Origin of the sequence: Microbispora sp. KK1-11, assembly GCF_006874435.1 — a bacterium.
GTDB lineage: Bacteria > Actinomycetota > Actinomycetes > Streptosporangiales > Streptosporangiaceae > Microbispora > Microbispora catharanthi.
Map to the genome: position 1 here is coordinate 179,509 of NZ_VIRJ01000016.1, position 25,248 is coordinate 204,756.

General features: G+C 71.3%; 26 protein-coding genes. 21 read left to right on the forward strand and 5 right to left on the reverse strand.

The features are described from left to right. Nucleotides 1-100: 100 nt before the first annotated feature. The 10 genes from rsmD (at nucleotide 101) to ftsY (ending at nucleotide 9,815) form a co-directional block, all read left to right on the forward strand. Nucleotides 101-670 carry a 16S rRNA (guanine(966)-N(2))-methyltransferase RsmD gene (rsmD, locus tag FLW16_RS23310; RefSeq protein WP_142562235.1) on the forward strand — a complete coding sequence of 190 codons (570 nt, stop codon included), beginning with the start codon at nucleotides 101-103 and terminating at the stop codon, nucleotides 668-670. Nucleotides 671-687: 17 nt separating this feature from the next. Beyond that, nucleotides 688-1,164, forward strand: coding sequence for a pantetheine-phosphate adenylyltransferase (gene coaD / locus FLW16_RS23315; protein ID WP_142562236.1), 477 nt, complete (start codon nucleotides 688-690; stop codon nucleotides 1,162-1,164). Nucleotides 1,165-1,234: 70 nt separating this feature from the next. Then, on the forward strand, nucleotides 1,235-1,789 hold the full coding sequence (locus FLW16_RS23320) for a DUF177 domain-containing protein (RefSeq protein WP_142562237.1): 555 nt from the start codon (nucleotides 1,235-1,237) through the stop codon (nucleotides 1,787-1,789). 1 nt (nucleotide 1,790) lies between these two features. Beyond that, complete coding sequence (rpmF, locus tag FLW16_RS23325; RefSeq protein ID WP_030506036.1) at nucleotides 1,791-1,970, forward strand: 50S ribosomal protein L32; 180 nt, start codon at nucleotides 1,791-1,793, stop codon at nucleotides 1,968-1,970. A 241-nt stretch (nucleotides 1,971-2,211) separates the two neighbouring features. Next, nucleotides 2,212-2,961: a ribonuclease III gene (gene rnc / locus FLW16_RS23330; RefSeq protein ID WP_142562238.1), complete on the forward strand. Its 750-nt coding sequence runs from the start codon at nucleotides 2,212-2,214 to the stop codon at nucleotides 2,959-2,961. A 16-nt stretch (nucleotides 2,962-2,977) separates the two neighbouring features. Continuing rightward, nucleotides 2,978-3,859 carry a bifunctional DNA-formamidopyrimidine glycosylase/DNA-(apurinic or apyrimidinic site) lyase gene (mutM, locus tag FLW16_RS23335; RefSeq protein ID WP_142562239.1) on the forward strand — a complete coding sequence of 294 codons (882 nt, stop codon included), beginning with the start codon at nucleotides 2,978-2,980 and terminating at the stop codon, nucleotides 3,857-3,859. 96 nt (nucleotides 3,860-3,955) lie between these two features. Further along, nucleotides 3,956-4,225, forward strand: coding sequence for an acylphosphatase (locus FLW16_RS23340; RefSeq protein ID WP_182899574.1), 270 nt, complete (start codon nucleotides 3,956-3,958; stop codon nucleotides 4,223-4,225). A gap of 188 nt (nucleotides 4,226-4,413) precedes the next feature. Further along, nucleotides 4,414-4,608: a hypothetical protein gene (locus FLW16_RS23345; protein ID WP_036331364.1), complete on the forward strand. Its 195-nt coding sequence runs from the start codon at nucleotides 4,414-4,416 to the stop codon at nucleotides 4,606-4,608. 260 nt (nucleotides 4,609-4,868) lie between these two features. Next, the gene (locus FLW16_RS23350; RefSeq protein ID WP_142562240.1) at nucleotides 4,869-8,582 is read left to right on the forward strand and encodes an AAA family ATPase; all 3,714 of its coding nucleotides are present in this window, start codon (nucleotides 4,869-4,871) and stop codon (nucleotides 8,580-8,582) included. A gap of 51 nt (nucleotides 8,583-8,633) precedes the next feature. Continuing rightward, nucleotides 8,634-9,815, forward strand: a complete 1,182-nt coding sequence (gene ftsY, locus FLW16_RS23355) for a signal recognition particle-docking protein FtsY (protein WP_142562241.1) — start codon at nucleotides 8,634-8,636, stop codon at nucleotides 9,813-9,815. A 54-nt stretch (nucleotides 9,816-9,869) separates the two neighbouring features. Here ftsY and FLW16_RS23360 read toward each other — a convergent pair whose 3' ends face one another. Then, a complete protein-coding gene (locus tag FLW16_RS23360) occupies nucleotides 9,870-10,940 on the reverse strand; it encodes a PLP-dependent cysteine synthase family protein (RefSeq protein WP_142562242.1) in 1,071 nt (356 codons plus the stop codon). Between the two features lie 340 nt (nucleotides 10,941-11,280). On the opposite strand from FLW16_RS23360, the gene FLW16_RS23365 reads away from it, so the two are divergent. Next, nucleotides 11,281-11,874 (forward strand): sigma-70 family RNA polymerase sigma factor, encoded by a 594-nt coding sequence (locus FLW16_RS23365; RefSeq protein WP_142562243.1) that lies wholly within the window; start codon nucleotides 11,281-11,283, stop codon nucleotides 11,872-11,874. Nucleotides 11,875-12,030: 156 nt separating this feature from the next. Here FLW16_RS23365 and FLW16_RS23370 read toward each other — a convergent pair whose 3' ends face one another. Further along, the gene (locus tag FLW16_RS23370; protein WP_260615493.1) at nucleotides 12,031-12,834 is read right to left on the reverse strand and encodes a DMT family transporter; all 804 of its coding nucleotides are present in this window, start codon (nucleotides 12,832-12,834) and stop codon (nucleotides 12,031-12,033) included. A 98-nt stretch (nucleotides 12,835-12,932) separates the two neighbouring features. Between FLW16_RS23370 and FLW16_RS23375 the strand changes: the two genes are divergently transcribed. From FLW16_RS23375 to FLW16_RS23390, 5 genes are all read left to right on the forward strand, one after another. Then, entirely contained in the window at nucleotides 12,933-13,547 is a 615-nt protein-coding gene (locus FLW16_RS23375; protein WP_142562245.1) for a helix-turn-helix domain-containing protein, read from the forward strand. Between the two features lie 142 nt (nucleotides 13,548-13,689). Then, the gene (locus FLW16_RS23380) at nucleotides 13,690-13,974 is read left to right on the forward strand and encodes a hypothetical protein (protein ID WP_231513742.1); all 285 of its coding nucleotides are present in this window, start codon (nucleotides 13,690-13,692) and stop codon (nucleotides 13,972-13,974) included. A gap of 37 nt (nucleotides 13,975-14,011) precedes the next feature. Further along, nucleotides 14,012-14,836 (forward strand): polysaccharide deacetylase family protein, encoded by an 825-nt coding sequence (locus FLW16_RS44585; protein ID WP_221891231.1) that lies wholly within the window; start codon nucleotides 14,012-14,014, stop codon nucleotides 14,834-14,836. Next, nucleotides 14,833-16,350 (forward strand): helicase HerA-like domain-containing protein, encoded by a 1,518-nt coding sequence (locus FLW16_RS23385; RefSeq protein ID WP_221891232.1) that lies wholly within the window; start codon nucleotides 14,833-14,835, stop codon nucleotides 16,348-16,350. The genes FLW16_RS44585 and FLW16_RS23385 overlap by 4 nt, the downstream gene beginning before the upstream one ends. A 58-nt stretch (nucleotides 16,351-16,408) precedes the next feature. Then, nucleotides 16,409-17,035: a DUF2461 domain-containing protein gene (locus tag FLW16_RS23390; RefSeq protein WP_142562247.1), complete on the forward strand. Its 627-nt coding sequence runs from the start codon at nucleotides 16,409-16,411 to the stop codon at nucleotides 17,033-17,035. A gap of 27 nt (nucleotides 17,036-17,062) precedes the next feature. Here the strand turns inward: FLW16_RS23390 and FLW16_RS23395 are convergent, their stop codons facing one another. Both FLW16_RS23395 and FLW16_RS23400 read right to left on the reverse strand, forming a co-directional pair. Next, a complete protein-coding gene (locus FLW16_RS23395; RefSeq protein ID WP_142562248.1) occupies nucleotides 17,063-17,746 on the reverse strand; it encodes a superoxide dismutase family protein in 684 nt (227 codons plus the stop codon). Between the two features lie 124 nt (nucleotides 17,747-17,870). Next, on the reverse strand, nucleotides 17,871-19,040 hold the full coding sequence (locus tag FLW16_RS23400) for an FAD-dependent monooxygenase (protein ID WP_142562249.1): 1,170 nt from the start codon (nucleotides 19,038-19,040) through the stop codon (nucleotides 17,871-17,873). Nucleotides 19,041-19,146: 106 nt separating this feature from the next. On the opposite strand from FLW16_RS23400, the gene FLW16_RS23405 reads away from it, so the two are divergent. Next, nucleotides 19,147-19,725: a PadR family transcriptional regulator gene (locus FLW16_RS23405; RefSeq protein WP_142562250.1), complete on the forward strand. Its 579-nt coding sequence runs from the start codon at nucleotides 19,147-19,149 to the stop codon at nucleotides 19,723-19,725. 73 nt (nucleotides 19,726-19,798) lie between these two features. Here the strand turns inward: FLW16_RS23405 and typA are convergent, their stop codons facing one another. Beyond that, the gene (gene typA / locus FLW16_RS23410) at nucleotides 19,799-21,652 is read right to left on the reverse strand and encodes a translational GTPase TypA (RefSeq protein ID WP_142562251.1); all 1,854 of its coding nucleotides are present in this window, start codon (nucleotides 21,650-21,652) and stop codon (nucleotides 19,799-19,801) included. A 305-nt stretch (nucleotides 21,653-21,957) separates the two neighbouring features. Between typA and FLW16_RS23415 the strand changes: the two genes are divergently transcribed. The 4 genes from FLW16_RS23415 to FLW16_RS23430 are packed head-to-tail and all read left to right on the forward strand — an operon-like array spanning nucleotide 21,958 to nucleotide 25,238. Then, entirely contained in the window at nucleotides 21,958-22,401 is a 444-nt protein-coding gene (locus FLW16_RS23415; RefSeq protein ID WP_142562252.1) for a hypothetical protein, read from the forward strand. Then, nucleotides 22,398-23,621 carry an NRAMP family divalent metal transporter gene (locus FLW16_RS23420; RefSeq protein ID WP_142562253.1) on the forward strand — a complete coding sequence of 408 codons (1,224 nt, stop codon included), beginning with the start codon at nucleotides 22,398-22,400 and terminating at the stop codon, nucleotides 23,619-23,621. The genes FLW16_RS23415 and FLW16_RS23420 overlap by 4 nt, the downstream gene beginning before the upstream one ends. Nucleotides 23,622-23,649: 28 nt before the next feature. Next, on the forward strand, nucleotides 23,650-24,432 hold the full coding sequence (locus FLW16_RS23425; RefSeq protein ID WP_142562254.1) for a hypothetical protein: 783 nt from the start codon (nucleotides 23,650-23,652) through the stop codon (nucleotides 24,430-24,432). A 50-nt stretch (nucleotides 24,433-24,482) separates the two neighbouring features. After that, the gene (locus FLW16_RS23430; RefSeq protein WP_260615494.1) at nucleotides 24,483-25,238 is read left to right on the forward strand and encodes an alpha/beta hydrolase; all 756 of its coding nucleotides are present in this window, start codon (nucleotides 24,483-24,485) and stop codon (nucleotides 25,236-25,238) included. The last annotated feature ends 10 nt before the right edge of the window (nucleotides 25,239-25,248 follow it).

Genomic DNA, 25,248 nt, shown 5'->3' on the forward strand with positions numbered 1-25,248 from the left:
TCATTCGTCGCCGCCGCTTGCCCACTCTTGACCCGCGCGATCTTCCGGGTCCTTCGCCCCGCCGTGCGGGGAAGGCCGCCGCGGGCGGGACAATGAAGGCGTGACGCGGGTGATCGCAGGGACGGCGGGGGGACGCAGGCTGGCCGTCCCGCCGGGGAGATCGACCAGGCCGACGAGCGACCGCACCCGGGAGGGCCTATTCGCCACCGTCGGCTCCGCGCTCGGCCCGCTGGACGGGATCCGGGTCCTCGACCTGTACGCCGGGTCGGGCGCCGTCGGGCTTGAGGCGCTGAGCAGGGGGGCCGCCCACGCGCTGCTGGTCGAGTCGGACGCCAGGGCTGCACGCACGATCAGGGAGAACATCACGTCGCTCGGGCTGCCGGGGGCGTCCCTGCGGGCCGAAAAGGTCGAGCGGGTGGTGGGCCGGCCGTGCGAGGAGCCGTACGACTTCGTCTTCGCCGATCCGCCCTACGCCGTCTCCGACGAGGCGGTCTCCCGGGTGCTGGAGGCGCTGCGCGACAACGGCTGGCTCGCGGAGGGCGCGCTCGTGGCCGTCGAGCGGGAGTCGAGGGGTAAGGACCTGGTGTGGCCCGCGGGCTTCACCGAAGACAGGGTCCGTCGATACGGCGAAGCGGCCGTTTGGTACGGTCACGCAGCCGGGAACCCGTGAATCTATGGGGGTGCGCCTTGCGTCGTGTCGTCTGCCCGGGGTCGTTCGATCCCGTGACCAACGGACATCTGGACATCATCGGCCGGACGTCACGGCTGTATGACGAGGTCGTCGTGGCCGTGCTCATCAACATCGAGAAGCACAGCCTGTTCACCGTCGACGAGCGCATCGAGATGCTCCAGGCGGTGACGAAGGAGTACGGCAACGTCCGGGTCGAGAAGTTCCACGGCCTGCTGGTCGACTTCTGCAGGCAGCAGGGCATCCCGGCCATCGTGAAGGGCCTGCGGGCGGTCAGCGACTTCGACTACGAGCTGCAGATGGCCCAGCTCAACTACCGGATGTCGGGCGTCGAGACGCTGTTCATGTCCACCAACCCCGAGTACTCCTTCCTGTCGTCCAGCAGGCTCAAGGAGATCGCCCGGTATGGTGGGGACGTGTCCGGCCTGGTCCCCGACCTCGTCCACCAGCTGCTCGTGGAGCGGCTCAGAGGCTGAACCGGGGCTGGTATTCTTGCCTTTCAGCCTTGCACGACGGCGGTGATTCGCCATGCCTAACGAGAGCAGGATGAGTCTGCACAGCCTCGATCCCCGAGCCCCCTGGGTGATTTCCACCCACGACCTGGGGCGCCGACCGGGATCGATGCGCACGCTCAGCCCGGTCCTCCCGGCACCGGCGGATCTCGCGGTCGGAATGATCGGCGTTCCCAAGGACGCCGACGTCGAGCTGGACATCCGGCTCGAGGCGGTGATGGAGGGCGTGCTCGTTACGGGCACGGGGCAGGCTCCCCTGACGGGGGAGTGCTCGCGCTGCCTGGATCCGTTGACCTCGGAGATCGAGGTCGACTTCCAGGAGCTCTACTTCTACTCGGCGGAGGACGCCGGAGAGGACGATCTGCTCCTCGACGGTGAACTGCTCGATCTCGAGCCGGTATTCCGTGACGCGGTGGTGCTCGCACTGCCGCTGAGCCCGGTGTGCGGTGAGGACTGCCCCGGTCTCTGTGCGGAGTGCGGGATCAGGCTGGCGGAGGCCGGCCCTGACCACCGGCACGACTCGATCGACGCCCGCTGGGCGGCGCTGCAGGGTTTGGTTGTGGAACAGGAAGACGATCAGGAGGGTTGACGTGGCCGTCCCCAAGCGGAAGATGTCGCGGAGCAACACCCGCGCCCGCAGGTCCCAGTGGAAGGCGGCGGCGGTCGCACTCGTGAGCTGCCCGCAGTGCCGCTCGCCCAAGCGCCCGCATGTCGCGTGCCCGACCTGCGGCACCTACAACCGCCGTCAGGTCGTCGAGCCGTCGGCCTGATCGCGCGTAGCCATCGGGGCGCCGGCCGGATCGTCAAAACGAGCCGGTCGGCGTTACCGTGCTTCAAGGAACGTGCGGTGGCGGTTGGACGGTACGCACCGACATGCACGCCCGCGGCCGTGGTGGACGCCGGGGCCATCGGCTCCCGGCGGACCGGCGTCCACCACGCCTTCGGGCCTTCGGCCGGTCCACCTGCCTCCCGTGCACGGCCCTGCCTGCACCTAGGAGTTGGGAGGATTTCATGGCCGCGCCGTCTGTCAAGCCCGTGCCCGTCGAAGTCGCAAGGGACGAGCTGTTCCAGACTCTGGACGTCCGGCTCAGCACCGGCATCCTCGAACGGGCGCTGACGCACCGCTCGTACGCGTACGAGAACGGCGGGTTGCCGACGAACGAGCGCCTGGAGTTCCTGGGCGACTCGGTGCTGGGTCTCGTGGTGACGGACACGCTGTTCCGCAACCACCCGGACCTGCCGGAGGGTCAGCTCGCCAAGCTGCGCGCCGCCGTGGTCAACATGCGGGCGCTCGCGGACGTCGCCAGGACGCTCGACCTCGGCAAATACCTGCGGCTCGGCCGCGGCGAGGAGGGCACGGGCGGCCGGGACAAGTCGTCCATCCTGGCCGACACGCTGGAGGCCCTGATCGGCACGGTGTACGTCGACAAGGGCCTGGACGAGGCGTTCCGCGTCGTCCACCTGCTGTTCGACCCGCTCATCACGCGGTCGGCGTCGCTGGGCGCCGGGCTCGACTGGAAGACGTCCCTGCAGGAGCTCACCGCCGCCGAGATGCTCGGCGTGCCGGAGTACCACGTGGACGAGAGCGGGCCCGACCACGCCAAGTCGTTCTCCGCGATCGTGCGCGTGGGCGGCAAGGAGTACGGCAAGGGCTCCGGGCGCAGCAAGAAGGAGGCCGAGCAGCAGGCGGCCGAGGCGGCCTGGACCGCGATCCGCGCGCTGCGCGACGCCCGCGAGGGCGCCGGTCCCGTACGCGCCTGAGCCCGGGAGACGGCGCATGCCCGAACTGCCCGAGGTCGAGGTCGTCCGCAGGGGCCTGGAGAGCTGGGTCGCCGGCCGGACGGTGGCCGCGGCCGAGGTCCTGCACCCCCGGGCGGTCCGCCGCAACGTCGGCGAGCTGCCCGCCCAGCTCAAGGGCCGCACGCTGGCGTCGGCCGAGCGGCGCGGCAAATACCTGTGGCTGCCCCTGCGGGACGGCGCCTCCGGCGAGGAGGAGCCCGGTGAGGCGCTGATCGCCCATCTCGGCATGAGCGGCCAGCTTCTCGTCGTGGACCCGCTGTCGCCCATCGAGAAGCACCTGCGTGTGCGCGTGGGCTTCACCGACGGCGGCCTGGAGTTACGCTTCGTCGACCAGCGCACCTTCGGGCACCTCCTGGTGGCGCCCATGGCCGCCGGGCGAGGGCGGCCGGTGCCCGAGCCGATCGCGCACATCGCCGCCGACCCGCTGGAGGACGCCTTCGACGACGCGGAGTTCGCCGTGCGGCTGCGGCTGCGCCGTACGGGGATCAAGCGGGCGCTGCTCGACCAGTCGCTGATCAGCGGGGTGGGCAACATCTACGCGGACGAGGCCTTGTGGCGCGCGCGCCTGCACTGGGCGCGGCCGACGGAGACGCTGACCCGGCCGAAGATCGCCGAGCTGCTGGCGGCGGTCCGCGCGGTCATGACCGAGGCGCTGGGGCAGGGCGGCACGTCCTTCGACAGCCTCTACGTGAACGTCAACGGCGAGAGCGGCTACTTCGACCGCTCGCTCGCCGTGTACGGCAGGCGGGACGAGCCCTGCCGCCGCTGCGGGTCGCCCATCCGGCGGGAGGCGTTCATGAACAGGTCCTCCTACAGCTGCCCGAAGTGCCAGCCCCGTCCGAGCAACGCCCGCCCTTAGCGCCCCTCCCGCCGCTCTTCGTCCCGTCGCGTCGCCCTGAGCGACACCCGGCACCCCCCGCTGTGGCGGCCGAAGTCGATCTGGATACTTGTAGGCGTGGTTCGGTTGACGGCATGGGTCCGGGGACGGGTGCAGGGTGTGGGGTTCCGCTGGTGGACCCGTGCCCGCGCACTGGAGCTCGGGCTCGTCGGGTGGGCCTCGAACCTGGCCGACGGGAGGGTCGAGGTCGTCGCCGAGGGCCCGAGGGAGTCGTGCGAGAGGCTCCTGTCGTTGTTACGCACCGGAGACACGCCCGGCCGCGTTGAGGGGGTGGTCGAGCGCTGGAGCGATGCGAAGAGAGGTATCGCCGGGTTTGTCGAGAGGTAGGGCTTCCCTCAAACCCCTCAAATCCGGTATATTTATCTAGCGAGAGTGCCCACCGGCACGTCTGTGCGGAGCGTTCAACTTGACCGTCTCCATTGCCGGTGCGACTCTTGAGAGGAACCACGCGCACCCCTCCCGCGGCATGAAGTGCGCGAACCAGTCTGGTCACTCAGCGTGGAGGACCCTTTACTATGGCGAAGGCTCTACTCGGCCACGTCGGCGGTCCTGACCCTCGGATGATCTCGGAAATGCGCCGTCTCCAGCAGCGCATCCGCGACCTCGAGGCAGAACTCACCCGGCTCCAGGCCCAGAACGACGCGCTCGCGGCGCAAACTCGTGACGAGGCCCTGGTCCGGCTGCAGGATCGCGAGCCGGCTCTCACCTGAGGACCGGCAGGAAACGGGAAAGGATTGTAGGGACGCCCCGCAAAGGCGTCCCTTGCCATTTCCGCCGTCGTTCCCCGGCAATTGATTCGACGGCTAACTGATCATAAATAAACGGGCCGTGGGCGGGATGGGCGAACCGCCCGGCTTGCCTTACCCGCATTCATTCCCAGGCGGGCCGCCGGTGCCTATCCCCGCGTACCCGGGCCTTGGGAGCTGTAGTCTTTCCCCCCGAACGCCAGGCGGCACCGAGGGGGGCGGACGTGTACCTGAAGACGCTCACCTTACGCGGCTTCAAGTCCTTCGCCTCGGCCACCACCCTCCGCTTCGAGCCGGGCATCACCGCCGTGGTGGGCCCCAACGGCTCCGGCAAGTCCAACGTCGTGGACGCCCTCGCGTGGGTGATGGGCGAGCACAGCGCCAAGTCGCTGCGCGGCGGCAAAATGGAGGACGTGATCTTCGCGGGCACCTCCAGCCGCCCGCCCCTCGGCCGCGCCGAGGTCACGCTGACGATCGACAACACCGACGGCGCGCTCCCGATCGACTACACCGAGGTGACGATCAGCCGGCTGATGTTCCGGTCCGGCCAGAGCGAGTACGCCATCAACGGCGACACCTGCCGCCTGCTCGACATCCAGGAGCTGCTGTCCGACTCCGGCATCGGCCGGGAGATGCACGTCATCGTCGGCCAGGGCCAGCTCGACCAGGTGCTGCACGCGGGTCCGGAGGAGCGCCGGGCGTTCATCGAGGAGGCCGCGGGCGTACTCAAGCACCGCAAACGCAAGGAGAAGGCCCTCCGCAAGCTCGACGCGATGCAGGCCAACCTGAACCGCGTCCAGGACCTCGTGGCCGAGCTGCGCCGCCAGCTCAAACCATTGGGCCGGCAGGCCGAGATCGCCCGCAAGGCGGCCGTCATCCAGGCCGACCTGCGTGACGCGCGGCTGCGGCTGCTCGCCGACGACGTGATCATCCTCCGCGACACGCTGCAGCGGGAGGAGGCCGACGAGGCGGCCGTACAGGCGCGGCGCGCCCAGGTCGAGGCGCAGCTGGCCGAGGGCCAGCGGCGGGAGGCCGAGCTGGAGGCGGCAGAGAACGAGGCCCAGCCGCGCCTCAAGGCCGCGCAGGAGACCTTCTACCGCCTTTCCGCCCTGCGGGAGCGGCTGCGCGGCGTGGAGAGCCTCGCGGCCGAACGGCGGCGGCACGCCGCGGACGCCGCGTCCGTCGAACGGCGCGGGCGCGACCCGGAGGACCTGGAGCGCGAGGCCGCCGAGGTGCGGGAGCAGGAGCGGGTGCTGGCGGAGGAGCTGGACGAGGCGCGCGAGCGGCTCGAGGCCGCCGTCGAGGTCCGCGCGGAGGCAGAGGAGGCGCTGGCCGCCGAGGAGCGGCGCCTTACTGTTGCCGCCCGCGCCGCGGCCGACCGCCGCGAGGCCCTGGCCCGCCTCCGCGGCCAGGTCGAGTCGGCCAGGAGCCGGGCCAGGGCCGCCGGAGACGAGATCGGCAGGCTCACCAAGGCCGTCGAGGACGCCACCCGGCGCGCGGAGCAGGCCCAGGACGAGCTCGACGCGCAGGCGCTCGACGAGCCGCCGGCCGATCCCGAGCTCGCGGCCGAGCTGGAGGCCGCGCAGGAGGGCGTGGACCTCGCCCGCGCCGCGGTGGAGGAGGCCAGGGCCGTGGCCGAGCAGGCCGAGGCCGTCGTGGAGCGGGCGCGAGCCGACCTGGCCGCGCCCAGGGACGCGCTCGCCGCCGCCAAGGCCGCCGTGAGCACGGCCCGAGCGGCCGACCAGGAGTCACAGCGCACGGTCGCCGCTCTCCAGGCGCGGTGCGAGGCCCTGGAGATGAGCCTGGCCGGGGGAGCGGACGGGGCCGCCGCGCTGCTCGGCGCCGGTCTGCCCGGCCTGCTCGGCCCGATCGCCACGCTGCTCGCCGTACGCCCGGGGGCGGAGGCGGCCGTCGCGGCCGTGCTGGCCGTGGACGGCGTGGCCGTCGCCTCGCTCACCGCCGCCGTGGCCGCCGTCGAGCACCTGCGCGAGGCCGACGCCGGCCGCGCCGCCCTCCTGATCGCAGGCGACCGGCAGAGCGCCGGCAGGCGGCAGGAGGTGCCCGTCGCGGGTGCCGAATGGGCCGCCGACCTGGTGACCGTGGCGGACGAGCTGCGCCCCGCCGTGGAGGCGCTGCTGTCCGACGTGGTCGTGGTGCCCGACCTGCTCACCGCGCGCAAGGTCGTGGACGCCCATCCGGAGCTGCGGGCCGTCACGACGTCCGGCGACCTGCTCGGTGTCCATGCCGCGCACGGCGGCTCGGGCGGCGGCTCCTCCCTGCTGCAGATGCGCACGGCCCTGGACGAGGCCGCCGCCGACCTCGCCACCGCCAGGGCCGAGGCCGAACGGCACGCGGAGGCGCTGGCCGGGGCCGTGACCGCCGAGCGGGAGTCCCAGCTCGCGCTGGAGGCGGCGCAGGCACGCGTCACGGAGGCGCAGAGCGGCGTGAGCGCCGCCCAGAGCGGCGTCAACGCCGCGCAGAACGGGCTGAACGCGGCGCAGGCCGGGCTCGACCGCCTGCGTGGCAGGCAGCGGGAGGCCGACCAGCGGGCCGCGGCGGCGGCCAAGCAGCTCGCCCGGCTGGAGGCCGCCGTCAAGGCCGCCCAGGACGAGGCCGCCCGGCTGAGCCGGTCCGTGGTGGACGCCCAGGAGGCGCGCGAGCAGGCGCAGGCCGCGGTCGTGGAGCTGGAGGAGCAGCTGGCCGAGGCCGAGTACGCCGCCGAGCTGGAGGCGGAGCCGACCACCGACACCCGCGACGAGCTGGCGGCCGCCTGCGGCGTCACCCGGCAGGCCGAGATGGAGGCCCGGCTGACCGTCCGTACGGCCGAGGAGCGGGTGCGGGGCATCGCGGGCCGCGCCGACGGCCTGCTGCGCGCGGCCCAGCGCGAGCGGCAGGACCGGGCCCAGGCCGCGGCCGACCGGGAGCGCCGCCGCAGGCAGGCGGAGATCGCCGCGGCGGTGGCCGACGGCGCGCGTGCCGCCCTGGGCGCCCTGGAGGGCTCGCTCGCGCGGGCCGCCGAGGAGCGCGACGAGGCCGAGCGGGCGCGCGGGCAGATCGACGCCGAGCTCAAGCAGGTGCGCCTGCGCGTACGTGAGCTCAGCTCCGAGCTGGACGCCCTGGTCAACCGGGTCCACGGCAGCGAGATGGCCAGGACGGAGCGGCGGCTGCGCCTGGAGCAGATGGAGCAGCGTGCCCTGGAGGAGTACGGCATCGAGCTCGAACCACTGATCGCCGAATACGGGCCGAGCGTGCCGGTGCCCGGCGACCCGCCGGTGCCGTACGTGCGGGAGGAGCAGGAGAAGCGGGCCAGGACGGCCGAACGGCAGATGACCCAGCTCGGCAAGGTCAACCCGCTGGCGCTGGAGGAGTTCGCCGCCCTTGAGGAGCGGCACGCCTTCCTCACCTCGCAGCTCGAGGACCTGAAGAAGACCAGGCGCGACCTGCTGCTCGTGGTCAAGGAGGTCGACGACCGGGTCGAGCAGGTCTTCGCGGCGGCGTTCGAGGACGTGGCGCGCGAGTTCGGGGAGATCTTCCAGCGGGTCTTCCCCGGCGGGGAGGGCCGCCTGCTGCTGACCGACCCGGAGGACATGCTGACGACGGGCGTCGAGGTCGAGGCCAGGCCGCCCGGCAAGAAGGTCAAGCGCCTGTCGCTGCTGTCCGGCGGCGAGCGGTCGCTGACGGCGGTCGCGTTCCTCGTCTCGATCTTCAAGGCCCGCCCGTCGCCGTTCTACGTGATGGACGAGGTCGAGGCGGCGCTCGACGACACCAACACCCAGCGGCTGCTCACCCTGTTCGAGGAACTGAGACAGACCTCACAGCTCATCGTGATCACGCACCAGAAGCGCACGATGGAGATCGCCGACGCGCTGTACGGCGTGTCGATGCGCGGCGACGGCGTCACCCAGGTCGTCAGCCAGCGCCTCCGCGAGAAGGTCTGAGGACTTCGCCCCTGGCTGGAGTAATGCGGGTCATCTGGGAAACTGCATGGTGTGGACGGTTACCTCGGCATCATCGTGATCGTGGCCATCGTCGCCATATTGGCGGTGGGTGGCCTGTGGCTGCTGTTCCGGCCGAAGGCGAAGGACCTGCCGCCCGCCCCGCCGGCCCCGCCCGAGCCGAAGGCTCCCGTTGTGGAGGAGCCCGCGAAGACGGGGCTGGGCGAAGAGGACGGCGGCACGACGACCACACTGCCGCCGCCCGCCCCTCCGATCGAAGAGCTGATCAAGGCTCCCGAGATCGAGGTCCCGCCGCCCTCGGCCGGCCGGATGGTGCGGCTGCGCGGCAGGCTCGCCCGTTCGCAGAACGTCCTCGGCCGGGGCCTGCTCGAACTGCTGTCGCGGGACCGGCTCGACGACGAGGTCTGGGACGAGATCGAGGAGACTCTGATCACGGCCGACGTCGGCGTGGCCCCCACCCGTGTGATGGTGGAGGAACTGCGGACGAAGGTGAAGGTGCTCGGCACCCGCACCCCCGATGAGGTGCGCAAGCTGCTGCGCGAGGAACTGCTGACGCAGGTCGCGCCGGACCTCGACAGGACCCTGCACACCCAGCCGCACGGGGAGCGGCCGGCCGTCGTCCTCGTCGTCGGCGTCAACGGCACCGGCAAGACCACGACCTCGGGCAAGCTCGCCCGGGTCCTGGTCGGCGACGGCAGGAAGGTCGTGCTCGGCGCCGCCGACACCTTCCGCGCGGCGGCCACCGACCAGCTCCAGACGTGGGGTGACCGCGTCGGCGCGGGCGTGGTGCGCGGCCCGGAGGGCGGCGACCCGGCGTCCGTGGCGTTCGACGCCGTGGCCAAGGGGATCGAGGACAAGGCGGACACCGTCATCATCGACACCGCGGGACGGCTGCACACCAAGACCGGCCTCATGGACGAGCTGGGCAAGGTCAAGCGGGTCATCGAGAAGAAGGCGGCGGTGGACGAGGTGCTCCTCGTCCTCGACGCGACCACCGGGCAGAACGGCATGCGCCAGGCGCAGGTCTTCGCCGAGGTGGTCAACGTGACCGGCATCGCGCTGACCAAGCTGGACGGCACGGCCAAGGGCGGCATCGTGATCTCGGTGCAGCGTGAGCTGGGCGTGCCCGTGAAGCTGGTGGGTCTCGGCGAGGGGCCGGACGACCTCGCGCCGTTCGACCCCGAGGTCTTCGTCGACGCCCTGCTCGGCGACTGACACGAGAACGCAAGGAACACCGTGGCGGGCCGGGATTCCCCGGCCCGCCACCCGTCAGCTCCGGAGGAAGGCGCGCAGCTCTTCGAGGTGGGGCGCGATGTCGATGCCCCGCTCCGACAGCCAGCGCGGGTCGCCGTAGGTGTCGCGGTAGCGCTCGGCGCCGTCGCAGATCAGCGTGACCACGCTGCCGCGCTCGCCCCGCTCCCGCATCTCCCGGATGATCTGCACCGCCGCGGCGATGTTGGTGCCGGTCGAGCCGCCGACCTCCCTGCGGGTGACCTCCCTGACCCAGTGCATGGCCGCGATCGACAGGGCGTCCGGCACCTGGGTCATCCGGTCGATGACCGTCGGCAGGAACGACGGCTCGACCCGCGGCCGGCCGATGCCCTCGATCCGCGATCCGGCGCCGCCGTGATCCTCGCCCGAGATCCAGGACGGATAGAACGCCGAGCCCTCGGGATCGGCCACGCACAGCCGGGTCTGGTGGCGGCGGTAACGGATGTAGCGGCCGATCGTCGCCGAGGTGCCGCCGGTGCCCGCGCCGACGACGATCCACGCGGGCTCCGGGTGCCGTTCGAGCGCCATCTGCTGGAAGACGCTCTCGGCGATGTTGTTGTTGCCCCGCCAGTCCGTCGCCCGTTCGGCGTAGGTGAACTGGTCCATGTAGTGCCCGCCGGTCTCGGCGGCGAGCCGGTGCGACTCGTCGTAGATCGCTCTCGGGTCGTCCACCAGGTGGCACTTGCCGCCGTAGAACTCGATGATCTCCCGCTTCTCCGGCGAGGTGCTCGCCGGGATCACCGCGATGAACGGCAGGCCGAGCAGCCGGGCGAAGTACGCCTCACTCACGGCGGTGGACCCGCTGGACGCCTCGATGATCGTGGTGGCAGGCCCGATCCAGCCGTTGGCCAGGCCGTAAAGGAAGAGGGACCGGGCGAGACGGTGCTTGAGTGAACCGGTCGGGTGCACCGACTCGTCTTTCAGATAGAGGTCGACACCCCAGTGCGAGGGGAGCGGGAACACATGCAGGTGAGTGTCACAGCTTCGGTTGGCGTCGGCCTCGACGGCCTGGATGGCGTCGGCCACCCATGCCCTCGTGACCGGATCGTGGCGATCCAGGTGGTTCATGCCGCCACTCTGACACGCTCCACGGCATGAGCACCAAAGAGGCGGAGCTTCCGCGGCTTTCCGCCTTCGTCGGCCTGTGCGTGTCGGCGGCGAGTGAAATCTGCCACATTTTACTCCGGATTGAGGCTCCAGTGTTACGCTACTGAGACTTGTTCGGCTTGCGCGTGACCTGGCCGCGCGGGCCTGGTCTTCACGGCGATGACGCTGACCAGGCCGGACGACATTAACACCGTGCTTAGGCCCCAATCGGCACGATGTCCTTGGCACAACGATGAACGAGCGACCTCGCATGTGTTCCGGCCGGACGGGTAACGGGGGAGAAGTTCCGTAGGGGGAAGAGATGATCTCGACCGACGAGCAGCGGCAGGCATGGTTCGAGCGTGAGGTCGTGCCGGTGACGAGCCAGCTCTACGCGTCCGCCATGCGTCTGACGCGCAACCCCGCCGACGCCGAGGACCTGGTCCAGGAGACCGTCGCGAAGGCGTTCACGTCATACCACCAGTTCCGCGAGGGCACGAACCTCAAGGCGTGGCTGCACCGCATCCTCACCAACAACTTCATCAACGACTACCGCAAGAAGCAGCGCTCGCCCAAGCTGTCGGCGGCCGAGGAGATCGAGGACTGGCAGCTGGCCGCAGCCGAGTCCCATATGTCGACCGGGCTGCGCTCGGCCGAGACCGAGGCGCTCGACCAGATCCCGGACAGTGTCGTGATGAACGCCCTGCGGGCCCTGCCGGAGGACTTCCGGGTGGCCGTCTACCTGGCCGACGTCGAGGGCTTCGCGTACAAGGAGATCGCCGACCGGATGGGCACTCCGATCGGCACCGTCATGTCCAGGCTGCACCGGGGCCGCCGTCAGCTCCGGGGCATGCTGGAGGACTACGCCCGCGAGGAGGGCGTCGTACGCATCCCCGAGCAGGTCTGCGCGGCCTGACCCGCGCCCGAACGGGCCCGTGAGGAGCGCCGGGACGTAACCCCGCGCCCGCGGGCCCCGGGCCGGGACGCGCTCGGGGGCACGGCGGGGGCACGGCGGGGGCAGGGCTGGGGCACGGCTGGGGCCCGCTTTCGGGCGGCGCTTAGGGCGGCGGTTTCAGGCGGCGGCGATGAGGGCGATCGCGCCGAGCGCGAACCCGACGCCGGTGATCTGCACGGGGCTCAGCCGCTCGCCCAGGACGTACCGCGCGAGCAGCAGCGTGCTCGCCGGATAGAGCGACACCAGGACGGCCACCAGGGTGAGCATCCCCCGCTGCGCCGCGAAGAGATAGAGCACGTTGGCGGCCATGTCGAGCACTCCGGCCGTGATCGTCACCGTGAGGCTGCCGGGCACCGGGCGCAGGCTCCTGCGCGTCGCGAGGGCCAGCAGCGCGACCAGCGTGATCGAGGCGATCCTCGCCCCCAGCAGCGGCCACGTGCCGGAGTCGGCCGGGGCCAGCTTGAGCAGCACGAAGAACCCGCCGAAGCCCGCTCCCGACACCAGGGCGGCGAGGATCGGCCCGGCCTTCGGGCCGCTCGCCCCGCCGTTCGGCTCGCGGCTGACCAGCAGGACGGCGAACAGGCCGAGCGCGACGCCCACGAGCGCCAGGGCGGATGGCCGGTCGCCGGTGAGGAGGCCGAACACCACGGGGACGGCCATCGCGGTCGTGGCCGTGGTCGGGGCGATCACCGACATCATGCCGGTGGCCAGGCCGCGGTAGAACAGCACGATGCCGAAGGCGCCGGCGACCCCGGAGGCCATTCCCCAGGCCAGCGCGGCCGTGCTCGCGTGGCCCGGCAGCACCGGGAGGAGGGCGGAGACCAGCAGCAGGCCGCCGAGCTGGGAGAGCACGACGACGGCCAGCACCTTCGACCGCCTGGTGGCGAGACCCCCGAAGAAGTCGGCCGTGCCGAAGATCACCGCGCATGCCGTAGCGAGGGCCACCGCCGTCACAGATCCCCCAAGAGATCGCCTCAATAGTGCAATGGATTGTAGTGGGAGATCACTACGCTGTACCCATGGCTGATCCTGCGACGATCGCCGCGGCCATCGCCGCGAACGTACGAGGCCAGCGGGCCCACCGGGGGATGACCCTCGACGAGCTCGCGGCCAGGTCGAACGTGAGCCGCGGCATGCTCATCCAGATCGAGCAGGGCCGCACCAACCCGAGCGTCAACACGCTCACCCGGATCGCCGACGCGCTGGGCGTGACCCTCGCGCGGCTGGTGGAGGTCGCCGACACCCCGGTCGTCCGGGTCGTGCACGAGTCCGAGGTGGTGACGTTCCGGCATCCCGGGGGAGGGTCGGCCCGCCTGCTCGTGGGGACGGACGCGCCCGCGATCCTGGAGCTGTGGGACTGGCGGCTGGAGCCGGGCGAGCACCACGACGGCGACGCGCACCCCGCCGGCACCCGCGAGATGCTCACCGTCCTGGAGGGACGGCTGACGCTGACCGTGTACGGCAGGAGCCACGTCGTGGGCCCCGGCGACGCCGTCGTGTTCAGCGCCGACCGGCCGCACCGGTACGCCAACGAGCACGACGAACCGCTGCGGTTCGTGATGGTGGTCACCGAGCCACCCGAGCCGCCCGACGTGCGTGAGCCCTCTGATGGCGGAGAATCCGCACATGACTGACCAGTAAGGGCTGCGTGGTGACGCTTAGTAGCCGATGATTACAGAATGAATCCGCAAGCGCCGCTCCAAGGTTGGGTACATCCCTTTTTGTGCGTGTCTGCTGTGCAGGGGGCGGTGGCCGGTGAGTGAATCGCGAGTCGCGGTGGAAAAACTTCGCGCGGAACTCGCCGCGCTCGGGGTGGCCGACGCCTACGAGATCGGTGACGAGGCTACTCTCTCCGTCTGGATAGGCCTGGTCGTGACCTTCCGTGAGGGCTTTTACCGTTGGCGCGAGGGTGCCGTGAAGTGCCGGCACCTGGGTACGGACCCCGGAGGATGCGCCATCCGGGTGGCTCGCAGGTACGCCGAGCTCAAAGCGGATGTGCCGCCCTGGTGGGAGGAGCTGGAAAAGGTTCTGCGGGGGGGAGCGGCCGGAGGCTATCCGTAGCGTTCGTGGCCCCCCGCCTGCTCCGGGGGGTCGTCGTATGCGGATCGGATCCGTTCTGCTGTCGTTGCTGCTGCTCGGCGGATGTGCCCAGGCCAGGACCGTACCGGTTTCGGGGGAACGGCCCGGACCCGCGGCGCCGCATCCGCGCTTCGGCACGCCGCGGCATTTCGACGCCGACCTGCTGCGCTTCCGGCTCGCGGGGACGCAGCGGGGTGCGCCCGGGCCGCGCATGCCCGCGGTCCCGCCGCCCCGGCACGTCGACTGCAGGCAGCACAAATGCGTGGCGCTGACGTTCGACGACGGGCCCGCCGAGTACACCGGGCACGTCCTCGACCTGCTCGCGGCCCACCACGCCCGGGCCACGTTCTTCATCCTCGGGCAGATGATCACGGGCGAGACGCGGGACTTCGTCCGGCGGATGGCCGCCGAGGGCCACGAGATCGGCAACCACTCCTGGGACCACGCCTCGCTGCCGGGGCTGTCGTCCGACGGCCTGCGCCGCGAGCTCGACCGGACGCAGGAGGCCGTGCGGAAGGTGACCGGCGTGACGATGCGGCTCATGCGCCCGCCGTACGGCGCGACCAACCAGGCGGTGGACAACGAGACGAAGCAGACCGGGCTCGCGCAGATCCTGTGGGCCGTCGACACCCTCGACTGGCTCAACCGCAACCCCACGGTGATCGCCCAGCGCAGCGCCGCGGCCAAACCCGGCGACATCGTGCTCATGCACGACATCCACCCCACCACCGTGCAGGCGCTGCCCCTTGTGCTCGACGAGCTCGACCACAAGGGCTTCACGTACGTGACCGTCTCGGAGCTGCTCGGCAGCGCCACGCCCGGCAAGAAGTACACGAACCGGTGAAGGGCTACGACTTCGAGGGGCCGGCGCTGGAGCTGGGCGCGCTCGTACGCGAGGACGGGACCGCCGACCCCTCCGAGCGCGTCCGCATCCCGGTGCGCATGATGAACCGGCACGGCCTGGTGGCCGGGGCGACCGGCACGGGGAAGACCAAGACGCTGCAGCTCATGGCCGAGCAGCTCGCCGGTCAGGGCGTGCCGGTGTTCCTCGCCGACGTGAAGGGCGACCTGTCCGGACTGGCCTCGCCGGGGACGCCTGGCGACCGGATCGCCCGCCGCGCGGCCGACGTGGGGCAGGACTGGGCGCCTGAGGGCTGCGCGACCGAGTTCTTCTCCCTCGGCGGCGTGGGGGAGGGCATCCCGCTGCGCGCCACCATGAGCGCGTTCGGGCCGACGCTGCTGTCGCGGGTGCTCGAACTCAACGAGACCCAGGAGTCGTCGCTCGGGCTGATCTTCTACTTCGCCGACACACACGGGCTGCCGCTGCTGGACCTCAAGGACCTGATCGCCGTCATCCGCTATCTGACCGAGACGCCCGAGGCGCTGAGCGGCATCGGCGGGCTGTCGGCGTCCACCGCGGGGGTCATCCTGCGTGCCCTGGTGAACTTCCAGGCCCAGGGGGCGGAGGCGTTCTTCGGCGAGCCCGAGTTCGACGTGCACGACCTGCTGCGGACCACGCCGGACGGACGCGGCGTGATCTCCGTCCTGGAGCTGCCCGCCGTGCAGGACCGGCCGCAGCTGTTCTCCACGTTCCTGATGTGGCTGCTCGCGGACCTGTTCGAGACGCTGCCCGAGGTGGGCGACCCCGACAAGCCGTCGCTGGTGTTCTTCTTCGACGAGGCGCACCTGCTGTTCGAGGACGCGTCCAAGGCGTTCCTCAGGTCGATCACCCAGACCGTGCGGCTGATCAGGTCGAAGGGAGTCGGGGTCTTCTTCGTCACCCAGACGCCCAAGGACGTGCCGGCCGACGTCCTCGCCCAGCTCGGCGCGCGCGTGCAGCACGCCCTGCGCGCCTTCACCCCGCAGGACGCCAAGGCGCTGAAGGCGACCGTCTCGACGTTCCCCGCCTCCTCCTACGACCTCGAACGGCTGCTCACCGAGCTCGGCATCGGGGAGGCGGTCGTCACGGTCCTGTCCGAGACCGGGGCGCCGACGCCGGTCACCTGGACACGGCTGCGCGCGCCGCGGTCGCTCATGGCGCCGTCCGCCCCGGCGGTCGTGCGGGGGGCCATCGCCGCGTCCCCGCTCCTGTCGAAGTACGGCACGGCCGTGGACCGGCAGTCGGCGTACGAGATCCTCACCGCGCGCCTGGCCCGGCAGCAGGAGCCCGAACAGGAAGCGCCGGCCGAGAGACCGACGGAGAGGCCGGCGGAAAGACCGGCGAAGACTCCCAGGCAGTCGGCGCTCGAAGAGATGCTCGCCTCGAAGGAGTTCCGGTCGCTGGCCCGCACCGCCGCGACCGCGCTCGGCCGGGAGATCACCAGGACGATCTTCGGCACGGCGAGACGGCGGCGCTGAGCGCGTCCGCGCGGTCCCGGGCCCGGGACTGTCGGTGGGGCGTGCGAAGGTGGGTGGCATGGGTTTCAGCGGGTTCCCTGACGAGGCGCTCATCTTCTACGAGGGCCTCGTCGCCGACAATTCGAAGGCGTACTGGACGGCCCACAAGGAGTTGTACGAGACCGGGGTCCGGGCGCCGATGCTCGCGCTCATGGACGAGCTGGAGCCGGAGTTCGGACCGGCCCACCTGTTCCGGCCGCACCGCGACGTCCGGTTCGCCAAGGACAAGTCGCCGTACAAGACGCATCAAGGGGCCTACTGCGGAGTGGGCGTGGAGGGCGTCGGCTACTACGTGCAGGTGGACGCGGACGGCCTCTACGTGGCGGCGGGCTGGTGGATGCCGGGCGACCAGGTGGCACGCTTCCGCGAGGCCCTGGACGACGACACCGCGGGACCCCTGCTGGAGGAGATCCTCGCGGCCCTGCCCGATGATCTGACGGTCGGCGGCGAACGGCTCAAGACCCGCCCCCGCGGCACCGCGGAGGACCACCCCCGGCTCGAACTCCTCCGGCACAAGACGCTGCACGCCGGGCGGCGGTTCGAGCCGGAGCCGTGGCTGCACACCCCCGAGACGCTCGACCGGGTCCGCTCGACCTGGCGGGCGCTGGTCCCGCTGGTCGACTGGCTGCGCCGTCACATCTCCTGACGCCGCCCGCGAAGCGACGGACCCGGATCAGGCGCGGACTTTGACGACCCCGCAGCCGATCCGGGCACCGGCGTCGCCGGTCTTGCGCGTGGTCGCGTCCGGGCCCGTGGCGCCGGTGGCGTCGGGCCGGTGGAAGTACCTGTCCGGGATGTGCGCGAAGTTGTCCGGCCCGGCGTGCACGATGAACGCGCTGCCGTTGGCGTCGCCCAACTGCTCCAGGGTGAACCTGTCGGTCACGAACGACGCGGAGGCGGTGCCGTCGGCGGCCGCCAGCAGCGGCGGCATGTCCCCGGCTCCGTCGCCGTGCTCCCCAGGCCCGAGATGGCTTCCGGCGCTGGAGAACGCGCTGCCCGTCGCCCGGTCGACGGAGCGCGCGTCGCACACGCCGGCGGCGTGGACATGGAAGCCGTGGAACCCGGGAGTGAGCCCCCGCACGCTGACGCTGACCCTCGACTTCTTCGCGTCGTACCGCTCGACCCGCACGGTGCCGAGGACGCGCCCGGCGGTGTTCTTGATGACGGCGGTCGCCGACTGACCCGCCGACTCCCCCGCCGGCTCGCGGGCCGACTCACCCGCGGGCTGACTGGGGCGGGTCTGCGCGGCGGAGGCCGCCGCCATGCCGGCGGACAGCACCGGCACGGCCGGGGCGGCCACGGCGGCGAGTCCCAGGGCGAGCCCGGCGGCCAGGGCGAAAGGGGTTGTGCGGGGCATGGTCGCTCCTCCTCAGACACTCGTTGCCTGCGACAGCAGAGCACGGGCGGGCGCGGCGGGGAGCGGCACACGACGTCATCCGTACCGGCCGTTTACCGGCTCTTGCCGGTGCGGCCCCGCCGGCCTAGGCGATGACGGGCGCGTCCCAGTCGATGTGGTGCAGGTGGACGGGGGCGAACATCTGCTCGGGGGTCGGCATGGCGGGCCGGTCGCCGGCCTGGCCCGCCTTGGCCTTGTTCTTGGCCGCGGCGTCGCCGCCGACCATCTCCACCCGAGGGCGGCGCAGACGCTCGAACGCCGCGAAAGCCCCGAAAGCTCCGTGCAGCGGCAGGTCGCGCAGGCAGCGGGCCAGTTCGACGGCGCTCTCCACCGCCAGCGAGGCGCCCTGCCCGGAGCTGGACGACGGGGCGTGGGCCGCGTCGCCGACGAGGACCATGCGGCCGCGGTGCCAGTGCGGCACCGACGGCATGCGCTCCATCGGGCCGGTGATCATGAGGTCGCCGGGGTCGGTGCCCGCCAGCAGTTTCTCGCCCGGGACGTGACCGGCGTAGAGGTCGCGCAGGCGGGCCAGCCAGTCGGCGGCGGGAACACGGACGACCTCGGCGTAGGTGAGGGGCTCGGTGCGGGGCAGGCTCGCGAACCAGCAGATCCGGCCGTCGGGCAGTCGCCAGTAGCCGATGAAGGTGCGGCCGAAGGCGAAGTGCATGACGCCCGGCTCGGCCCGTACGCCGCCGTCGTGGGCGTAGCCGCCGAAGCTGAGGACCCCGCCGTACTCGGGGCCGGGAGCGCCAGGGTCGATCAACGTGCGGACGGTGGACCGGATGCCGTCGGCGCCGATCAGCACGTCGGCGGTGGCGGTGGTGCCGTCCGCGAACGTGGCGGTCACTCCCTCGGAGGTCTCCTCGGCGGAGACGAGCCGCCTGCCGTATTCGATCCGCACCCCCGCCGCCACCGCGTGATCGGCCAGGGCCCGGAAGAGGGCGGCGCGCGGCATCGCCAGGGTGGGCGGCAGGCCGGGGAATCCGCCGAACTCGGCGAGCCGGTTTCCGGCGCCGTCGGCCATCACCACGCCGGGGACGGGCTGCCCCACTGCCCGCACCACCTCGTCCGCTCCGACGATCCGCAGCGCGTCGAGCCCGTTCGGGGCCAGGCTGAGCATCGCCCCGACGCCGTCCGCGGCGCTGTCGTGGGCCTCGTGCACGGTCGCCCGGATGCCGGCCCTGGCCAGGGCGAGCGCCGTCACGGGCCCGGCGATGCCGCCGCCGATCACCAATGCGCTGGTCACCTTGCTCATGCTCACCACTCCTCGTCTGCCGCGAGCCGTTGTTCGCCCGCAATGGAATAGTTACATTGCAACTAGTTGTCCGTCAACTAGTTCGCTTGAGGCTAGGATGCGGGACATGAGCGCTTCCCTCCGCAGTTCCCCGCTCGCGCTGACCGTGCTGGCGCTGCTGCACCACGAGCCGATGCACCCGTACGCCGTGCAGCGGCTGATCAAGCAGTGGGGCAAGGACCAGGTCGTCAACGTGAGCCAGCGGGCCGGGCTCTACCGCACGATCGAGCGGCTGCACGGCGAGGGGCTGATCGCGGTCCGCGAGACCTCGCGCGACCCGGCCTATCCGGAGCGGACCGTGTACGAGCTCACCGACGCGGGACGGCGCGTCGCCCGCGAGTGGCTGGACCAGATGCTGGCGGAGCCCAAGCAGGAGTTCCCGCAGTTCCCCGCGGCACTGTCACACCTGATGATGATCCCGCCGGAGGACGCGCTGCGGCTGCTGGAACGCCGTGCCGAGCGGCTGGCGGAGACGAGGGCGGGCCTGGAGGCCTCCCTGGCGGCGCAGACGGGCGACCTGCCCAGGGTCACCGCCATCGAGAGCGAGTACATGCTCGCGGTCGCCGGCGCGGAGGAGCGCTGGCTGCGGTCGGTCGTGGACGACCTGCGCGCGGGCCGGCTGACCTGGCCCACGGGAGACTCCTGACAAAAGCCGAAGCCCCCGCCGATCGTCCGGCGAGGGCTTCGGCGCCCGGCCCGCGTGGCGGGCCGGGGCGGGATCAGCTGCCGCGCTTGGCGCGGGCGGCGGCGCGGCCACGGCTGGACGCGTCGAGGACGACCTTGCGGATGCGCACGGTCTCCGAGGTGATCTCCACGCACTCGTCGTCGCGGATGAACTCCAGGGCCTGCTCCAGGGACAGGACGCGCGGCGGGATCACCTTCTCGGTCTCCTCGCTGGTGGAGGAGCGCATGTTGGTGAGCTTCTTCTCCTTGGTGATGTTCACGTCCATGTCGTCGGAGCGGGAGTTCTCCCCGATGATCATGCCCTCGTACACCTCGGTGCCGGGGGAGACGAACAGCGTGCCGCGCTCCTGCAGGTTGAGCATCGCGAACGCGGTGACCTGGCCCGCGCGGTCGGCGACCAGCGAGCCGTTGTTGCGGGTGCGCAGCTCGCCGAACCACGGCTCGTACGTCTCGAACACGTGGTGCACGAGGCCGGTGCCGCGGGTCTCGGTGAGGAACTCGGTGCGGAAGCCGATCAGGCCGCGCGCCGGCACCAGGAACTCCATGCGGATCCAGCCGGTGCCGTGGTTGGTCATGTGCTCCATGCGGCCCTTGCGCACGGCCAGGAGCTGGGTGACGGCGCCGAGGTACTCCTCCGGGCAGTCGACCGTGAGGCGCTCGACCGGCTCGTGCACCTTGCCGTCGACGACCCTGGTCACGACCTGCGGCTTGCCGACGGTCAGCTCGTAGCCCTCGCGGCGCATCTGCTCCACGAGGATCGCCAGGGCCAGCTCGCCGCGGCCCTGCACCTCCCAGGCGTCCGGGCTCTCGGTGGGCAGCACGCGCAGCGAGACGTTGCCGACCAGCTCCTTGTCGAGACGGTCCTTCACGAGGCGGGCGGTGACCTTGGCGCCCTTGACCTTGCCGACCAGGGGGCTGGTGTTCGTGCCGATCGTCATGGAGATCGCCGGCTCGTCGACCGTGATCAGCGGCAGCGGGCGCGGGTCCTCGGGGTCGGCCAGCGTCTCACCGATCATGATGTCCGGGATGCCGGCGATCGCGATGATGTCGCCCGGCCCGGCCTCCTCGGCGGGCTTGCGCTCCAGCGCCTCGGTCATCAGCAGCTCGGAGATCTTGACGCGCTGCACGCTGCCGTCGGTGCGGCACCACGCGACCTGCTGGCCCTTGCGGATCGTGCCCTGGTGGACGCGGCACAGCGCGATACGGCCCAGGTAGCTGGAGGCGTCGAGGTTGGTGACGTGGGCCTGGAGCGGTGCGGACGGGTCGTAGACCGGCGCCGGGATCGTGTTCTTGATCGTCTCGAACAGCGGCTCGAGGTCGGGGGAGTCCGGCATGCCGCCGTCGGCGGGGCGCTCAAGCGAGGCCCGTCCGGCCTTGGCCGAGGCGTACACGATCGGGAAGTCGATCTGCTCCTCGGTGGCGTCGAGGTCGATGAACAGCTCGTAGACCTCGTCGACGACCTCGGCGATGCGGGCGTCCGGCCGGTCCACCTTGTTGATGCACAGGATCACCGGCATCTTCGCGGCGAGCGCCTTGCGCAGCACGAAGCGGGTCTGCGGCAGCGGGCCCTCGGAGGCGTCCACCAGCAGCACCACGCCGTCCACCATCGACAGGCCGCGCTCGACCTCGCCGCCGAAGTCGGCGTGGCCGGGCGTGTCGATGATGTTCAGGGTCATGCCGCCGTGCCTGACCGCGGTGTTCTTCGCGAGGATGGTGATCCCCTTTTCGCGCTCCAGGTCGTTGGAGTCCATGACGCGCTCGTCGACGTCCTGGTTGGCCCGGAACGCGCCGGACTGCCATAGCATGGCGTCGACCAGCGTGGTCTTGCCGTGGTCGACGTGCGCGATGATCGCGATGTTCCGCAGGTCGTCGCGGGTGTTCATAGGCATAGTGAAGTTCTCGCTCTGGTTCGTCGGGGTGTCGTCCGCGTCCCGGGACCGAAGCGAGACGCACATCCGCCGCATGACACGGCCCAGCCATTTTAGTTGATCCCGATCGCCGCCACACGCCGCCGCCGTAAGGGACCCTCGATGGCAACGCCGTCGGCGCGAGTCGCATTCCATCCTGTCTAAATGCGTGCCGTACGGGCAGGTGGGTCGGCTGTGACGGATGAAGGTCTCGTGCTGCTGATCGCCTGGGCCGAGTTGCTCGTGCCGATCCTCGTCCTCGCCTACCTCCTGCTGCGGCGGCGCACATGATCCCCTCGGCCCGGCTGGCGCCGCTCGTCCTCCTGACGGCACTCCTGCTGTCCGCCTGCGTCAGTCCCGCGTGGGACGACCACGACTACGCGCTCAAGGCCGGGAAGACGGCCGAGTCGGCCGTCTCGGCCGTGCGCTTCGCCCGCTCCGCCGTCGCGTACCGCGACCGGATGACCGGGCCGTACGCCGAGGTCGTGCTGACCGAGGCGGTGCAGGACCTGAGCAGCGTGAACGACCAGTTCGGCGGCGTGCAGCCGCCCTCGGACGCCGCCGGCCGGATCAGGGACGAGGCGCTGCGCCTCACCGAGAAGGCCGAGAGCGAGGTGGAGGACCTGCTCATCCAGGCGCGCCGCGACGGGGTGAAGGACCCGGAGGCGGCCGTACGGGAGCTGGACAGGCTCGCGAGCGAGCTGAGCGACTTCGCGGAGAAGCACAAGTGAAGAAACTGGTCGCGGTCACGCTCGGCATCCTGACGGCCTTCGGCGGCTTCGTGGACATCGGCGACCTGGTCGCCAACGCCGTCGTGGGGTCGAGGTTCGGGATGTCCCTCTCGTGGGTGGTGGTCGTCGGCATCATCGGGATCTGCGTCTTCGCCGAGATGTCCGGCAGGATCGCGGCGGTGTCGCAGCGGCCCGTCTTCGACCTCGTCCGCGAGCGCATGGGCCCGCGCGCCGGGCTGGTCAACCTCGGCGCGTCGTTCTTCATCAACGTGCTCACGCTCGCGGCCGAGATCGGCGGCTCGGCGCTCGCGCTCGAGCTGGTGACCGGCCTCAACTATCTGCTGTGGGTGCCGCCGGTGGCCCTGGTCGCCTGGCTGGTCATGTGGCGGGTGAAGTTCGAGACCATGGAGCGCGTCTTCGGGCTGGCCGGGCTCGCGCTCGTCGTGTTCATCGTCGCGCTGTGGCAGCTCGGGCCCGACTGGGGCGAGCTGACCACGCAGCTCGTCCGGCCGCCGCAGGACGAGGGCGTGCCGACCTACCTCTACTACGCGATCGCGCTGCTCGGCGGGGCGATGACGCCGTACGAGGTGTTCTTCTTCTCCTCGGGCGGCGTCGAGGAGAAGTGGACGCGCAAGGACCTGGTGACGGCGCGGGCCAACGTGTTCGTCGGCTTCCCCCTCGGCGGCGCGCTGTCGCTGACGATCGCGGCGTGCGCGGCGACCGTCTTCATGCCGGTCGAGGCCGAGCCCGACTCGCTCGGGCAGATGGTGCTGCCGGTCGCCGAGGGACTGGGCAAGATCGGGCTCGGGGTGGTGATCCTCGGGGTGTTCGCGGCCACGTTCGGCGCGACGCTGGAGACCGCCCTGTCGTCGGGCTACTCGCTGAGCCAGTATTTCGGCTGGCAGTGGGGCAAGTACGTGGTGCCGGGCCGCGCCGCCCGGTTCCACGTGACGGTGCTGGCCTCGGTGATCGTCGCGACCGCGCTGATCCTCACCACCATCGATCCGATCAAGGTGACCGAGTATTCGCTGGTCTTCTCGGCCGCGGCCCTCCCGCTCACCTACCTGCCGGTTCTCATGATCGCCAACGATCCCGACTACATGGGGGAGAAGGCCAACGGCAGATTCAGCAACGTGCTGGGAAGTTTCTACATGGTGCTGCTTCTCGTCGTGGCGCTCGCGGCCATCCCCCTGATGCTCGCGACGAAGGCGGGACAGTGACGGCGCGGTACGAGGAGGTGAACGATCGGTGAGTGAGCCGGCACGGGTGCTGCACGCCCGCCTGCACCTGCTCGACCGGCAGGTCATCAGGGAGAGCGACGACCGCCTGCTGTGCAAGGTGGACGACCTGGAGGTGCAGCCGGGCGACCGGCCGTACGTCACCGCGATCCTGTCCGGGCCGCTGGCGCTCGGCCCGCGGCTGGGCGGCCTGCCGGGATGGCTGATGACCGAGACCGACCGCCTCTTCCGGGGGGAGGAGCGGCCGGGGCCGTACCGCATCGAGATGAGCGTGGTCACCGAGATCGGCAGCGCCGTACGGGTGGCCGGCCACCGGCAGGACCTGGCGCTGGAGCGCTGGCTGACCAGGAACGTCGTCAGCCGGATCCCGGGAGCGGCAGGCACAGAGGAGCAGGACGCGCCGGAGAAGACCCTCCAGGTGCGGGAGAGGTGGGAGGACAGGCCCAATACCATGCGGCTCGGCGGACTGCTCGGCCGCACCGTCCGCGGGCCGTCGGGGGAGGTCGCCGGCGACACGGTGGACGTCCGCCTGGTCCAGGACGGGCCGCTGCTCGCGGAGGTCCATCAGGCGTTCCGGCTGGCCGGGCTGCTGATCGCCCGGCGGCGTGCCGGGCAGCTCTTCGGGTACGAGCGCGGCCCCGGGCTGTGGCGGCCGTCGCTGCTCGGCGCCCTCGTGCGGCGCATGCACGGCGAGATCCGGTACGCCGAGTGGGACCAGATCGAGTCACTCGACGACGAGGAGGTCAGGCTGGGGGTCGCCTGGGACCGGCTGCGCTCGACGGCCGACCTGTGAGAGATCCCCGTCGCTCAGGGGGTGAAGCGGTGGGAAATAAGGTCGGGGGCATGGCTCTCGCTGCTGCTTACGGGGCGATGCTGCGCACGGCGGACGGTGTCCGCATCGACGCGGCGCACACGCCCAACCGCTCTCTCGATCTGGGAATCGTGGTCGCGCACGGCTTCACCGGCACGTGGAGAGGGCCGGACACCCGGCGCATCGTGCACGCCCTGTCGAAGTTCGGCGGCGTGGTGTCGTTCGACTTCCGCGGGCACGGCCGCTCCGGCGGCCGGTCCACGGTGGGTGACCTGGAGGTCCTCGACGTGGACGCGGCGGTCAAGCACGCCCGCGCCATCGGCTACCGCCGGATCGCCACAATCGGCTTCTCGATGGGCGCCGCCGTGGTCGTGCGGCACGCCGCACTGCACCGGGGCGTGGACAGGGTGGTGTCGGTGAGCGGCCCGGCCCGCTGGTACTACCGGGGCACCAAACCCATGCGGCAGGTCCACTGGGCGATCGAACGCTGGCACGGCCGGCTGGCGGCCCGGCTGGCCAAGCGCACCAGGATCGCGCGCGGCGGCTGGGACCCCGTCCCGCTCCCGCCGTACGAGGCGGCGGCGCTGGTCGCGCCCACGCCGCTGCTGATCGTCCACGGTGACAGCGACCCGTTCTTCCCCACCGAGCACGCCTACCAGTTGTACGAGTGCGCCGCCGAGCCGAAGGAGTTGTGGATCGAGCCCGGCTACGGCCACGCGGAGGCGGCGGCGACCCCTGACCTGGTCCGGAAAATTGGTCACTGGATCTCGCGAACCAAAACCCCATAAGGGTCGTCTA

Bases quoted from the DNA above. Each gene is read 5' to 3' on its own strand.
- FLW16_RS23320 (WP_142562237.1), top strand. From the start codon at position 1,235: ATGAGTCTGCACAGCCTCGATCCCCGAGCCCCCTGGGTGATTTCCACC.
- rnc (WP_142562238.1), top strand. From the start codon at position 2,212: ATGGCCGCGCCGTCTGTCAAGCCCGTGCCCGTCGAAGTCGCAAGGGAC.
- mutM (WP_142562239.1), top strand. From the start codon at position 2,978: ATGCCCGAACTGCCCGAGGTCGAGGTCGTCCGCAGGGGCCTGGAGAGC.
- FLW16_RS23345 (WP_036331364.1), top strand. From the start codon at position 4,414: ATGGCGAAGGCTCTACTCGGCCACGTCGGCGGTCCTGACCCTCGGATG.
- FLW16_RS23360 (WP_142562242.1), bottom strand. From the start codon at position 10,940: ATGAACCACCTGGATCGCCACGATCCGGTCACGAGGGCATGGGTGGCC.
- FLW16_RS23365 (WP_142562243.1), top strand. From the start codon at position 11,281: ATGATCTCGACCGACGAGCAGCGGCAGGCATGGTTCGAGCGTGAGGTC.
- FLW16_RS23375 (WP_142562245.1), top strand. From the start codon at position 12,933: ATGGCTGATCCTGCGACGATCGCCGCGGCCATCGCCGCGAACGTACGA.
- FLW16_RS44585 (WP_221891231.1), top strand. From the start codon at position 14,012: ATGCGGATCGGATCCGTTCTGCTGTCGTTGCTGCTGCTCGGCGGATGT.
- FLW16_RS23390 (WP_142562247.1), top strand. From the start codon at position 16,409: ATGGGTTTCAGCGGGTTCCCTGACGAGGCGCTCATCTTCTACGAGGGC.
- FLW16_RS23395 (WP_142562248.1), bottom strand. From the start codon at position 17,746: ATGCCCCGCACAACCCCTTTCGCCCTGGCCGCCGGGCTCGCCCTGGGA.
- FLW16_RS23400 (WP_142562249.1), bottom strand. From the start codon at position 19,040: ATGAGCAAGGTGACCAGCGCATTGGTGATCGGCGGCGGCATCGCCGGG.
- FLW16_RS23405 (WP_142562250.1), top strand. From the start codon at position 19,147: ATGAGCGCTTCCCTCCGCAGTTCCCCGCTCGCGCTGACCGTGCTGGCG.
- typA (WP_142562251.1), bottom strand. From the start codon at position 21,652: ATGCCTATGAACACCCGCGACGACCTGCGGAACATCGCGATCATCGCG.
- FLW16_RS23415 (WP_142562252.1), top strand. From the start codon at position 21,958: ATGATCCCCTCGGCCCGGCTGGCGCCGCTCGTCCTCCTGACGGCACTC.
- FLW16_RS23430 (WP_260615494.1), top strand. From the start codon at position 24,483: ATGGCTCTCGCTGCTGCTTACGGGGCGATGCTGCGCACGGCGGACGGT.